The sequence below is a fragment of the Flagellimonas onchidii genome, assembly GCF_004804315.1.
Lineage (GTDB): Bacteria > Bacteroidota > Bacteroidia > Flavobacteriales > Flavobacteriaceae > Flagellimonas > Flagellimonas onchidii.
Genome location: NZ_SRXX01000001.1, coordinates 131,153 through 144,604 on the forward strand (window position 1 = coordinate 131,153; position 13,452 = coordinate 144,604).

The 13,452-nt window shown below is 40.1% G+C and carries 8 protein-coding genes; 3 read left to right on the forward strand and 5 right to left on the reverse strand.

All coding sequences use genetic code 11. From position 1 onward, the window contains the following. Positions 1 to 12 precede the first annotated feature (12 nt). Together secDF and mdh are read right to left on the reverse strand one after the other, a co-directional pair. On the reverse strand, positions 13 to 2,979 hold the full coding sequence (secDF, locus tag E4661_RS00495) for a protein translocase subunit SecDF (protein ID WP_136464854.1): 2,967 nt from the start codon (positions 2,977 to 2,979) through the stop codon (positions 13 to 15). 140 nt (positions 2,980 to 3,119) lie between these two features. Further along, on the reverse strand, positions 3,120 to 4,046 hold the full coding sequence (gene mdh / locus E4661_RS00500) for a malate dehydrogenase (RefSeq protein WP_136464855.1): 927 nt from the start codon (positions 4,044 to 4,046) through the stop codon (positions 3,120 to 3,122). 247 nt (positions 4,047 to 4,293) lie between these two features. On the opposite strand from mdh, the gene E4661_RS00505 reads away from it, so the two are divergent. Then, positions 4,294 to 4,668 (forward strand): hypothetical protein, encoded by a 375-nt coding sequence (locus tag E4661_RS00505; RefSeq protein WP_240751385.1) that lies wholly within the window; start codon positions 4,294 to 4,296, stop codon positions 4,666 to 4,668. Positions 4,669 to 4,747: 79 nt separating this feature from the next. On the opposite strand, the gene E4661_RS00510 is transcribed toward E4661_RS00505, so the two are convergent. Next, the gene (locus E4661_RS00510) at positions 4,748 to 5,758 is read right to left on the reverse strand and encodes a DUF6588 family protein (RefSeq protein ID WP_136464856.1); all 1,011 of its coding nucleotides are present in this window, start codon (positions 5,756 to 5,758) and stop codon (positions 4,748 to 4,750) included. Positions 5,759 to 6,136: 378 nt separating this feature from the next. Here E4661_RS00510 and E4661_RS00515 point away from each other — a divergent pair, with 378 nt between their 5' ends. Continuing rightward, positions 6,137 to 8,713 (forward strand): carboxylesterase family protein, encoded by a 2,577-nt coding sequence (locus E4661_RS00515; RefSeq protein WP_136464857.1) that lies wholly within the window; start codon positions 6,137 to 6,139, stop codon positions 8,711 to 8,713. 74 nt (positions 8,714 to 8,787) lie between these two features. Here E4661_RS00515 and gyrB read toward each other — a convergent pair whose 3' ends face one another. Together gyrB and asnB are read right to left on the reverse strand one after the other, a co-directional pair. After that, positions 8,788 to 10,728: a DNA topoisomerase (ATP-hydrolyzing) subunit B gene (gene gyrB / locus E4661_RS00520; RefSeq protein WP_136464858.1), complete on the reverse strand. Its 1,941-nt coding sequence runs from the start codon at positions 10,726 to 10,728 to the stop codon at positions 8,788 to 8,790. A gap of 250 nt (positions 10,729 to 10,978) precedes the next feature. Then, on the reverse strand, positions 10,979 to 12,649 hold the full coding sequence (gene asnB / locus E4661_RS00525) for an asparagine synthase B (protein WP_136464859.1): 1,671 nt from the start codon (positions 12,647 to 12,649) through the stop codon (positions 10,979 to 10,981). A gap of 241 nt (positions 12,650 to 12,890) precedes the next feature. Between asnB and E4661_RS00530 the strand changes: the two genes are divergently transcribed. After that, positions 12,891 to 13,421 carry a DUF2911 domain-containing protein gene (locus E4661_RS00530; RefSeq protein ID WP_136464860.1) on the forward strand — a complete coding sequence of 177 codons (531 nt, stop codon included), beginning with the start codon at positions 12,891 to 12,893 and terminating at the stop codon, positions 13,419 to 13,421. Positions 13,422 to 13,452: the final 31 nt, after the last annotated feature.

Below are 13,452 nucleotides of genomic sequence, written 5' to 3' on the forward strand. Positions count from 1 at the left end.
AGTAAATGCGTGCTATTCTTTTGAAGATGCAATTTTCTTTCTCAAGGCATCAAACATGATTGGAGTTGCGATGAACACCGATGAATAGGTACCCACGAGCACACCAATAATCATAGCGAACATAAATCCTCTTAAGCTTTCACCACCAAACACAAAGATGGCCAATAGTACAATCAATGTGGTCAAAGATGTATTCAAAGTACGACTTAACGTACTGTTCAAGGCTTGGTTGATGTTTTGTCCTTTATTCCAACCTTTTAGGTTGACAATCTCACGGATTCGGTCAAATACCACCACCGTATCGTTCAAGGAATAACCTATCACCGTTAATATTGCCGCAATAAAAGCTTGATCAATCTCCATATTGAAAGGCATTATCTTCCCAGTCAAAGAGAAAATTCCAAGTACAATCATCACATCATGGAATACCGCGATTACTGCACCCAAAGAAAACTGCCATCTTCTGAATCGCAACAAGATATACAGGAAGACAACCGCCAGCGAACCTATAATGGCCAAGAAGGCATTGTTCTTAATATCATCTGCAATGGTGGGTCCAACCTTTATCGACTGAAGAATTCCGATTGACTTTTCAGAAGCACCAACTGTAAAATCTTCAAAAGAAGCACCATCTGGAAGGTATTTTTGCAGTGAAGTATATAATTTATCTTGAATCTCATTGTCGACTTCAATTCCCTCAACATCAACTTTATAAGGAGTGGTCACCTTTATCTGATTTGCTTCCCCAAAAGTTTTCACTTGGGTGCCGCTACCAAATACAGTATTCAATTCAGACGCAATTTCTGATGGATTGACAGCTTTTTCAAAACGGATAGTATATGAACGGCCCCCAGCAAAATCAACACCTGGTTGTAATCCTGTAGTTGTTAAAGAAAAGACACCTATTCCTAACAAAATAGCGGAAAGTATATAAGCAACCTTACGTTTACCCAAGAAGTTGATGTTCATATTGGTGAACAAATTCTTGGTTATCCCTGTTGAGAAGTCTAAGCTTCTACCTTTCTTGGAAATGTACCAATCCACTAACAAACGAGTAATGAAGATTGCCGTAAACAAAGAGGTAACAATACCGATTAAAAGTGTAGTTGCAAATCCTTTGATTGGTCCTGAACCAAAAATGAAAAGAATAATTGCAGTAAGACCGGTAGTGATGTTGGCATCCAAAATAGAGGATAGGGCATTGCTGAAACCGTCGGCAACTGCTTGAGCCTTTCCTTTTCCGCGTGCCAATTCTTCTTTCACACGTTCAAATATCAGCACGTTAGCATCCACTGACATACCAATGGTCAAAACAATACCTGCAATACCCGGTAGAGTAAGTACCGCTCCAAGACTTGTAAGCACCCCAAAAATTAATAGGATGTTCAATACCAAAGCGATATCAGCAAAAATTCCTGCTTTTCCATAATAGAACACCATCCAAACCAAAACGAAAGCCATGGCAATCAAAAAGGACATAAAACCACTATCGATAGCTTCTTGCCCTAATGATGGACCCACAACTTCTGATTGAATAATTTCTGCAGAAGCCGGAAGTTTACCCGCACGTAATACGTTAGCAATATCCTTAGTTTCATTTACTGTAAAAGTTCCAGTAATCTCGGAACGCCCACCAGAAATAGGCCCTGAAGAAACTCCTGGGGCGGTATACACCTTGTTATCCAAAACTATGGCGATTCCAGTTTGGTTGTTATACGCATCACCTGTCAACTCTTCCCATTCTTTGGCACCTCTGGTATTCATGGTCATGCTTACCGCAGGTTTATTGAACTGGTCAAAAGTGTCTTGGGCATCAGAAACAACATCTCCACTGATTCTTGGTGTATTGTCCCTATTGGATTTTAACGCATATAGTTCTGATATCTCAGAATCCTTCGCAGGTCTTTCCCATAAAAACTTAGTGAACTGGACATCGTTTGGCAACAGCCTTTTAATCTCGCGCATTCTTAAATACTCACCAATCTCAGCAGTATCAGACACCAAGGCTCTTGCGATGGCATGGCTACCAGGGTTGGCAGGAATCAATTTGCTCAACAACGGATTGGATTGTGGAGTCAAATCCAAAGAATCTTGGGCTACATCAGATAATAAAGAGTCAATCTCAGATTCTGGCTTTGAAACTTCTTCCTCCTCTTCTTGAACGGGTTCCAAGATTTCCCTCAGTCTTTCATTTGCATTTACAAAAAAGGCTCCCAAACTTTGATTACCTTGAGAATAGGTTTCCCAGAACTCTAATTGAGCTGTACTCGACAATAGTTCTTGAGCTCTTGCTATGTCACGTGCACCAGGTAGTTCCACCAAGATCCGGCCAGAGTTTCCTTCTCTTTGGATATTTGGTTGGGTTACCCCGAAACCATCAATACGTTCACGAAGCACTTCAAAAGCCGAAACAATGGATTCGTCAATTTTTCTGCGAATAACAGGTTTTACCTCGTCATCAGTCATTTGAAAATTAACCTCATCACTCAAACCTTTGTTGGCAAAAATATCAGGCGAAGCCAATTTGGCATCTCCCTTGATATTGTCAAATGCCTCGAAGAACAGCTCCAAATAGGTGTTATCACTATTTTTGGAAGCGTTGTCGGCATCGGCCAAAGCTTTGTTGAAAATAGGGTTCTTGGTATTGTTGGCAAGACCTTTCAATATATCCTTAACAGAAATTTGAAGGGTAACATTAATCCCTCCCTTAAGGTCCAATCCCTTGTTCAATTCTTTTTTCTTCGCATCATCATAGCTGGTATATCCCAAAACCGGATTGGTTCCAATAGAATCCAAGTATGATGCTTCTAAAGCCTCGCGCTTTGCCACATAATCTTCCTCAGCTTCAGAAATTTGGCTTATAGCATAGGTTTCAGCATCCTTTTCCAACTTGCTTGTAATGAAAGTATAGGAAAGTTGATAAATGCTCACCAGACCAAAAAGAAGCGCAAAAAGCTTTATAAGTCCTTTATTTTGCATTGATTATTAAATTTTTAGAAGTTTTTATAAACAGCGTGCAAATATATCATTTCCATCAAGATTTGCCAATAGAAATTGATGGAATTGCAAATGGGCAGTCACCTGCCCATTTATTTTTAAATTCTTATTTGACCTAAAGATTACAGTTGCAGCAATCCATTGGTTTTTTTAACGCCTTCGGCACTTTCTTGCATTTTGGCCTTTTCAGCATCACTCAATTCAATTTCCACAATCTTTTCGATACCATTTCTTCCCAACAAAACAGGAACACCAATGCAAATATCATCAAGACCGTACTCTCCTTCTAGCAATGTAGAACATGGGAACATTTTCTTCTGATCGCACGCAATCGCTTGGACCAATCCGGAAACTGCTGCTCCAGGGGCATACCAAGCGCTGGTCCCCAAAAGTCCGGTCAATGTGGCGCCTCCCACTTTGGTTTCCTGAACCACCCATTGCATTTTATCTTCGGAAAGAAATTCGGATACTTTCACACTATTTCTTGTGGCATGACCAATTAAAGGTACCATACCTTTATCACTGTGCCCTCCGATAACCATTCCATCAACATCTGAGATTGGAGCTTCAAGGGCCTCGGCCAAACGATATTTGAAACGAGCACTATCCAAAGCACCACCCATACCGATTATTCTATGTTTTGGAAGACCAGTAGTTTTATGCACCAAATAAGTCATGGTATCCATAGGATTGCTCACCACAATTATAATGGCATTTGGAGAGTGTTCCAAAAGATTTGAAGATACCGTTTTCACTATTCCAGCATTGATTCCGATAAGTTCTTCGCGGGTCATACCAGGTTTACGTGGAATCCCAGAGGTAATTACGGCTATATCGCTACCTGCAGTTTTGGAGTAATCACTTGTACTTCCGGTTATTTTGGTATCAAATCCATTTAGAGAAGCGGTTTGCATCAAATCCATCGCCTTTCCTTCGGCATACCCTTCTTTTATATCCAACAAGACAACTTCAGACGCAAAATTTTTCATTGCAATATACTCAGCACAGCTAGCTCCCACTGCACCTGCTCCAACTACGGTAACTTTCATTTTTATTGGTTTTTATTTTAATGCGTCAAAAATAAGGCATTTAGGCCAGAAAAAAACTGACTTTTGTTCGTTTTAACCTATAGGCTTTTTCTGACACATCTATAGTAGAAATCGTTGTTATGTTAACAAATGGTGCAGTTCAACGAAGAAATCACATCCAAGGGTGTTATACATCGAATTAATAGCAATACTTCTCTGTAAATCACCGTTCTAATAATCCCAAATTTATGATTAACCTACTTAGACTATGAAAAAGCTCTTTTCATTGTTGTCAATAATCTGCATCATTGCCATAAGCAATTGTAGCAGTATTCCAGAAAACAACGATCCCATTTTAGGCACATGGGTTAAAAATTCAGCAGCCCAGAACGAAATTACCAGCAAAAACTCCACTACAAGGGAGGAATGGATATTTAATGATGTTTACCTAGGTAGATACCAAAGTTATACAGACTCTAACTTAACTTTTTATACTGATTTTAGATGGTCCGAAGAAAATGGTAAATACACCATTGAATTTGGAGACGAACATGTTAATGATGTTGTGGTAAGCTTAGAAGAAAGCAATAACCCTGAGACCCTAGCCCTGGAAAATGGTTCTGTCTTCGCCACCAGGGAATAAGCGGAAGACGCAACATATATGAAAATAGTAGGCCCCAACTAAAGTTGGGGCCTACTTTATTTTGGTCAGGTATTATTATTTATCTAAACCCAAAATTAATACCGAATGTAAGTGTGCTGAATTCTGCAATGTTGTAATCAGCATTGATACGGAAAAATCCTAATTTTAATTTGGTTCCAATATTACCAGAAACCCCACTTATTTTATTACTAATCATAAAGGGGTCGTTATAAACAATTGATGTTCCTGCGGTTGCAACTTCATATCTACCAAGGATATCCGTATCGGCCTTTCCGGTAATGTAGTTTAACCCTCCATAAAAGTTTATGACTGGCAAACGTGTAGAAACCACCGCGGCAAAATTCCAGGAACTAAACTTGGCATCAATACGCTGGTTATCACCTGAAATAACTCCGGAACTTGTAAAATCATACTCTCCGCTAAGATTTGTATATCCAATAACGGCAGAGATGGCAACAGGAAGTAATTTATCTGCCGGAAGGTGTTTTGTAAAATCGTGTTGTATTCCGAACCCATAAAGCCCTATGGAAACATCATCGGTATTGATTTTTGGCAAAAAACGCGCTTTTACCTCGGTACCTTTTATTAAACCTACACTTGCCTGAATATATCCTGATGGCACGAAATTCAAATCTTCGGAAGACAATCCAGAAGGAAGCTCAAATGAAGTGCTAACCTGTTGTCCTTCAATGGTGGCGTTGATTGCCACATCTACTCCTTCAATATCGCCTAGGGCAGTTGCAACCTCTGCTGTGGTACCTCCACCAACCAGCGTAAGGTTTTCATAATCGGCTGTATTTAAGGTAAAGGATTTTTTAGCGGTTTTGTTCTTGAAACCTGTAATGTTTCCAACAATTGAGACTTCAAACCCTCCCAAAGGTTTTGCATCAGCAGAGTTGTACCATCCATTTGAAATACTGTAAACCCCTGCTTCGGTAACGGGTGCCAACCAATCGGTTGTAAATCGCTCAGCATCATTTAGACCCGCAGCCAAAAGCTCATTTAAATTGGACTGTGCCATTCCAAAGGAAAAACTGCATATCGCTAGTAAAAGGCTTATTCTTTTCATCTGTTTATTTTTTTTTGATTTCTGAATGTTCAAAAAAAATGAATACATTCAGGAACTCACATAAATTTTAATCATTTCTCTATAAATTTTAGAACAATGAAAATTTATGCTTGTTTCATTTTGTAAAATTTTTCCTAAAACTAAAAAACTCCCCATGCCGCTGCGAGTTTTTGTTGTGAAACGCGCTTATCTATCTATTTAGCACCCTTCCTATGTGGACAGACAATCACATAACATATCAAAAATTCTGCCGACAAAGCCCGGATTTCAATCGTTCGTTTGTACAATAGAGTTATCCGTCGACTACAATCTATGGGTAAGCTATTCTTTTTGTCTTAAAAAAGCCTAATCGCTATTTTCACTTCAAATCAATCATTTATGAAAAAACACCTCATTCATCAGTCATTTATACTGTTAGCAACCTTTTTTTTGACTTTTACCGTATCAGCCCAAAAACGACAAGGGAATATTGTTGAATATTTTGGAAAGGAAAAGGTAAATACAGTAAGCGAAGGAAAAGTAATCCATGTTTTTAAAGATGCTTTGTATCTCACCTCTAAAAGAAGTGCCTTAAACTCTATTTCCTTCCCTTCCGACAAGGTCTTTAAAGAGTTTTTAATGGGCAGTAAAACTGTTTCCAAAGGGGAGATCGGGAGTATTGATAACTTGGGAGCTCCTCATTATTGGACCGAAATAGAAGTTGATGACACCAACACTTTTAATGACGGGGTACTTAGAGGTTCTTATATATACTTAAGCTACCGTTCCTCTAAAGAGGAAATTGTACTTTTTGAAGCTTCTGGACATACCCAGGCCATTATTAATGGATACCCACATGAAGGGGATTATTATGATTTTGGTTACAGCCTTATTCCCATCAAACTAAAAAAGGGAATGAATGTTTTTGTGTTGAAAGCTGGGAGGTTTCCAAGGGTGCGTGCAAGGTTGATTCAACCTAAAGCTCCTGTCATCTTTACAACCAGGGATATGACGCTTCCCGACCTTCTTACTGGGGAAAGCATTGCATACAAAGGAGCTATTCGAGTGATCAACGCATCGGAAAATTGGGCCAAAGACCTTCAAATTACATCTCAACATCTGGGAAAGGAAGCTTCTTCAAAGGTACCCTCCATACCGCCGATGAGTGTGAGAAAAGTTCCGTTTGACATTCCTTCCGTTGCACAGGATGCGGAAGCAAAAAAATCTATATTGGATTTGACATTGTTGAACAATTCAAAATCAACTTTGGATACACAGGAGATAGACATCCAAATTAAATCCAAAAACGATAAACACAAACGTACTTTTATTAGCAACGTGGACAACAGTGTACAGTACTTCAGCGTAGCCCCTTCGTCTACACATGATTTGGAAAATGGGGCTTTGTTCCTATCTGTTCACGGAGCATCGGTAGAGGCTGTAAATCAAGCCAATGCCTACAAACAAAAGGATTGGGGCCATGTGGTCGCTCCTACCAATCGTAGACCTTTTGGCTTTGCTTGGGAAGATTGGGGCCGTTTGGATGCTTTGGAGGTTTTGGCGGAGGGAAAAAGAATCTATCGTCCAAATCCTCAAAAAACATATCTCACGGGGCATTCTATGGGAGGACATGGAACCTGGTATTTAGGAGCCACCTATCCTGATAAATTTGCCGCTATTGCGCCTTGTGCGGGATATCCTGATCTATTGGGATATCGCGACAGCTTTATAAAACGTGCGCTCAATGCCAGTGAAGAGGAACGTAAACGATGGGGTATCACTCCTGAACGGTTAAAAGAAATGATGAAGGAACCCCAGTTGACCGATATGGACCATATGATTCTACGTGCTGGGAACCCAAGTCGAACCTTAAAATTGAAACGCAATTACCTACAACAAGGAGTTTACGTACTTCACGGAGAAAAAGATAATGTAGTGCCCACATTTATAGCAAGGGATATGAGAGAGGTTTTGGGAAAATTCCATCCGGATTTCACCTATTACGAATACCCTGGTGGAACACACTGGTATGGCGACCAAAGTATGGATTGGCCTCCTATTTTTGACTTGTTCAAACGAAGAAGCATCCCTACGGATTCGACCATTACCAAAATGGAGTTTTTTACTGCATCGCCTGGAGTTTCTGCAAAATCACATTTCGTTACCATTTATCAGCAAGAAAAACCTTTTGAAATCAGCTCTATTGATTTTTCCAAGGAAAATGGACCGAGTATCCATACCAACAATGTAGCTGTTTTGGGTATAGATTTGGATGCCATGGAGATAAAATCAGATAGTCTTACCATAGATGACACTATTTTAAATATTTCAAACAAAGGACAAGTGTTTTACAAGAAAACTACTGGTGGATGGCAGTCTACTGCCCAACCTAATTTGAAAGAAAAGGGTCCACATCGCAATGGAGGGTTTAAAGATGCTTTTCGTAATCAAATGGTATTTGTGTACGCTACAAAAGGCACACCTGCAGAAAACGAATGGTACTTTAATAAAGCGAGGTTAGACGCTGAGACATTCTATTACCGCGCCAATGGTTCTATTGAATTGGTTCCGGATGTTGATTTTGATGCGAAAAAGTTCGCTGACCAAAACATTGTGCTATATGGCAACAAAACCAATAATACGGCTTGGAAAAAACTCTTGAAAGATTTCCCAGTGCAGGTTGAAAACAATCGTGTTAATATCAATGGAAAAGATGTAAAAGGAAGCGAATGGGGATTATATTTTATTGCCCCAAGAACGGATAGCGATACAGCAAGTGTTGGTGTGGTTTCCGCCACGGGCACCAAGGGGATGAAGGCCATTTATAGCAATCATTACTTATTGAACGGTACTTCTTACCCTGATTTGCTTCTTTTCAGTGATGATATTATGGAATTTGGTACAGATGCGGTAAAATGCGCCGGATTCTTCGGCAATGATTGGTCTTTTGAAAATGGAAACTTTCAATGGCAATAATTTAGATTTAACAGCTTTGCATAAATAAAAAATCCCGGGAATTCCCGGGATTTTCTTTTTAATATCTGAAACTGTTATGCGTCAATGTTGGCGTAAACAGCATTTTTCTCAATAAACTCTCTTCGAGGTGGTACTTCATCGCCCATCAGCATGGAGAAAATACGGTCCGATTCTGTGGCATTGTCTATGGTAACCTGCCTCAATGTCCTAAATTCTGGATTCATGGTCGTATCCCATAATTGTTCGGCGTTCATTTCACCAAGACCTTTGTAGCGCTGGATTCCAGCCCCTCCTTTCATGGATTCCACAATTTCATCTCGTTCTTCATCATTCCATGCATACCTTCTTTTAGTTCCTTTTTTCACTAAATATAATGGTGGAGTGGCAATATAAACGTGACCACCTTCAATCAGTTCACGCATGTACCTAAAGAAGAAAGTCAAAATCAGGGTCTCGATGTGGCTACCATCCACATCCGCATCACACATAATTACTACTTTATGGTAACGCAGCTTATCAAGATTCAAAGCTTTGCTATCCTCTTCTGTACCTATGGTCACCCCAAGGGCCGTGTAGATGTTCTTTATTTCTTCATTTTCGAAGACCTTATGTTGCATGGCCTTTTCAACATTCAAAATCTTACCTCGTAGGGGTAATATGGCCTGAAAATTTCTATCTCTTCCCTGCTTGGCCGTTCCACCTGCAGAATCACCCTCTACCAAGAACACCTCGCATTTGGTAGGATCTTGCTCTGAACAATCGGAAAGTTTTCCAGGTAAGCCCCCGACACTCATTGGGTTCTTACGCTGGACCATTTCACGTGCCTTGGCAGCAGCATGCCTGGCTTGAGCCGCCAATTTCACTTTTTCAACTATTTGCTTGGCGTCGTCTGGATTCTCTTCCAGATAATCCGTCAACATTTCGGAAACGGCTTGACTCACGGCACTGGTCACCTCACGGTTACCCAATTTTGTTTTGGTTTGCCCTTCAAATTGAGGTTCTGCTACCTTAACCGAAACGATTGCGGTCAATCCCTCGCGGAAATCATCCCCAGAAATCTCAAATTTGAGCTTATCCAGCAAACCAGAACCATCCGCATATTTCTTCAAAGTAGTGGTCAATCCCCTTCTAAATCCAGAAAGGTGGGTACCTCCTTCGTGGGTATTGATGTTGTTTACATAAGAGTGTAGATTTTCCGAAAATCCAGTGTTGTAAATCATGGCTACTTCAACTGGAATGCCGTTTTTCTCTCCTTCCATGGAAATCACACGTTGGATAAGTGGCTCTCGAGTCTCATCCAAGAATTTGATGAATTCCTTCAAGCCCTCCTTTGAAAAGAAGGTTTCTGAAACAAATTCACCTTTTTCGTCCTTGTTTCGCTTGTCCGTTAAGGTAATGGTTACTCCTTTGTTCAAATAGGCCAGCTCTCGCATCCTATTGGCCAAAGTGTCGTAACTATATTCTCTAGTCTGGGTAAAAATGACATCATCGGGCATAAAGGTCACTACAGTACCCGTTTCAGTACTCTCACCTATGCTTTTGACCGGATATAAGGTTTTTCCCCTTTCATATTCCTGCTCCCAAATTTTACCCTCGCGGTATACGGTAGCTTTCAAATGGCTCGAAAGTGCATTTACACAGGAAACTCCTACACCGTGAAGACCGCCCGAAACCTTATAGGAATCCTTATCGAACTTACCTCCTGCTCCAATCTTGGTCATTACGACCTCCAAAGCGGAAACGCCTTCTTTTTTATGGAGTCCTACAGGTATACCCCTACCATTATCTCGGGTTGTTATGGAATTATCTTCGTTTATGGTAACTTCTATGGTATCACAGTGACCACCCATAGCTTCATCAATGGAGTTGTCCACTACTTCATATACCAAATGGTGCAACCCTCTTACCCCAACATCGCCAATATACATGGAAGGTCGCATACGCACGTGCTCCATGCCCTCAAGGGCCTGAATACTGTCCGCCGAATATTGATTTTTTTTAGCTTCTTCGCTCATATATCCTCTTTATTTACCTTGAATTTTTCAAATCTTACAAATATAAGGAATACCCTATGAAATTAGGTGCTTGAAGCCTATCGGACACCCTAAGTTATCAACAAAGTAATGTGGAAAAACAACAGCCCTTCAAAACAATAAAAACGAACCGTTTTCAATGGAAAAAGCCCCTTTTGCAAGGGGCCTTTTCGACTAACTCAAATAAAACAAAACTGCAAGTATCACTACTGCATACTTTATATACGGTTGATTATTTCACATACGCATCTTCATGGACATTGGCCACAGCCCTTCCAGAAGGGTCATTCATATTTTTGAATGCTTCGTCCCATTCCAAGGCAATTTTGGTGCTACAGGCCACGGATGGCTCTTGTGGAACGCTTAAAGCCGCTGCATCTGAAGGGAAATGCCCTTCAAATATGGAACGATAATAATATTCTTCTTTGGTTGTTGGTGTTTGTATTGGAAACTTGAAATGTGCGTTTTTCAGCTGCTCGTCACTCACTTCAGTTTCAACCAATTCTTTTAAGGTATCAATCCAACTATAACCAACACCATCAGAGAACTGCTCTTTCTGCCTCCAAGCAACACTTTCTGGCAAATAAGATTCAAATGCTTTACGCACCACCCATTTTTCCATTCGTTCGCCATTAATCATCTTATCCTTAGGGTTGATGCGCATGGCAACATCCATAAACTCCTTGTCCAAAAATGGCACTCGACCTTCAATTCCCCAAGCTGCAAGTGATTTGTTGGCACGTAAACAGTCGTACATATGTAACTTATCCAGTTTACGAACGGTTTCTTCATGGAAATCCTTTGGACTTGGTGCTTTATGGAAGTATAAATATCCTCCGAACAATTCATCTGCTCCTTCTCCTGACAACACCATCTTTATTCCCATGGATTTAATGACCCTTGCCATCAAATACATCGGTGTGGAAGCACGAATTGTTGTAATGTCATAGGTTTCCAAGTTATAGATGACGTCTTTGATAGCATCCAATCCTTCTTGGATAGTAAATTTAATTTCGTGGTGAATTGTGCCTATGTGATCGGCCACTTTTTGAGCAGCTTCCAAATCCGGCGAACCTTCCAATCCAACAGAAAAAGAGTGCAATTGTGGCCACCAAGCCTCCTTGGTATCACCTGACTCGATTCGCATTTGCGAATATTTTTTGGCCACTGCGGAAGTTACAGAAGAATCCAGCCCACCCGATAACAACACGCCATAAGGCACGTCGGACATCAATTGACGGTGTACTGCCGCCTCCAAGGCATCCTTAATCTCTTGGATACTAGTTTCATTTTCCTTTACTGCTTCATAATCCATCCAATCCCTTTTGTACCATCTCTTGAATTCACCATCCGAGCTGTGGAGGTAATGTCCGGGAGGAAACAATTCAATTTTGGAACAAGTTCCCTCTAGCGCTTTCAGTTCAGACGCAACATAAAAAGTTCCATTTTTATCCCAACCAATATATAAAGGGATAATTCCCATATGGTCGCGAGCGATAAAATATTCGTCTTTTTCACTATCATATATGGCAAAGCCGAAGATTCCGTTCAAATCATCAACAAAATCCACACCCTTTTCTTGGTATAGTGCCAAAATTACCTCACAATCTGATTGGGTCTTGAATGCATATTTTCCCTCGAACTGTTTTCTAAGCTCTCGGTGGTTATAGATTTCGCCATTGGCCGCTAAAACCAGTTTACCATCTTCACTAAACAAAGGTTGCTTTCCGGAAGCTGGGTCAACAATAGCCAACCGTTCATGAGCCAAAATAGCTTTATCATCTGAATAGATTCCACTCCAATCCGGGCCTCTATGCCTAACTTTCTTAGACATCTCCAAAAGTTGGGGTCTTAACTTTTCGGCACTCTCCTTTATATCAAATGCACATACTATTCCGCACATATTTTAATCTTTATAACAATTTCAATGCAAATATTGCTTTATAATTTCAATTATTAAATATATAAGTTAAATATGATTACAATTTATATGTAATTCATCTCATTTAAAACAAAAATGAAATAATAATTGATTAAACCATCGAATATTTAAACACTTTGAAAGGTCTGTTAAATTTTAACGTCTCTTTATAAAAACATCTTTTAAATACACCCTAGTTTTGAAATCAACTAAAATCATCATCATGAAAAAAATTTTCTTACTAAGTTTTTTAACCCTTTCTTTTGTTTTTTCTTCAGAAATAACCGCCCAGAAATTTAGCGGTCTGGACAAAAGCCCTGCTGATATATCTACTTATCCATCAAGTTATAGAGTGGCTGACAAATCTGCCCGTGTAATTTACAGCAGACCCCAGTTAAAGGGTAGAAGTCTATCTGAACTTGCTCCCGCAGGAAAAGTTTGGAGAACAGGAGCCAATGAAGCTGCCGAGATTACGTTTTACAAAGACGCAACTGTTGGCGGGAAACCGATTAAGGCTGGGACTTATGCGTTGTTTACGATTCCCGGAGAAAACGAATGGACAGTTATATTGAACAGCAACTTAAATCAATGGGGGGCCTACTCTTATGATAGCGATGCCGATGTTGCAAGGGTAGCTGCGAAAGCCAGTTCAGACAACGAATCTTTGGAAGCATTCTCAATTGCCTTTTCCGATGACGGCGATTTAGTAATGGGATGGGGCACCACAAGAGTCTCTTTGCCCATCAATTTCTAAGTTGTACAATTTTAAATACTAAAAAGGGCCG

What these genes read in the sequence shown, in the direction of transcription:
- secDF (WP_136464854.1), bottom strand. Translation starts at nt 2,979, where the DNA reads ATGCAAAATAAAGGACTTATAAAGCTTTTTGCGCTTCTTTTTGGTCTG.
- mdh (WP_136464855.1), bottom strand. Translation starts at nt 4,046, where the DNA reads ATGAAAGTTACCGTAGTTGGAGCAGGTGCAGTGGGAGCTAGCTGTGCT.
- E4661_RS00505 (WP_240751385.1), top strand. Translation starts at nt 4,294, where the DNA reads ATGAAAAAGCTCTTTTCATTGTTGTCAATAATCTGCATCATTGCCATA.
- E4661_RS00510 (WP_136464856.1), bottom strand. Translation starts at nt 5,758, where the DNA reads ATGAAAAGAATAAGCCTTTTACTAGCGATATGCAGTTTTTCCTTTGGA.
- E4661_RS00515 (WP_136464857.1), top strand. Translation starts at nt 6,137, where the DNA reads ATGAAAAAACACCTCATTCATCAGTCATTTATACTGTTAGCAACCTTT.
- gyrB (WP_136464858.1), bottom strand. Translation starts at nt 10,728, where the DNA reads ATGAGCGAAGAAGCTAAAAAAAATCAATATTCGGCGGACAGTATTCAG.
- asnB (WP_136464859.1), bottom strand. Translation starts at nt 12,649, where the DNA reads ATGTGCGGAATAGTATGTGCATTTGATATAAAGGAGAGTGCCGAAAAG.
- E4661_RS00530 (WP_136464860.1), top strand. Translation starts at nt 12,891, where the DNA reads ATGAAAAAAATTTTCTTACTAAGTTTTTTAACCCTTTCTTTTGTTTTT.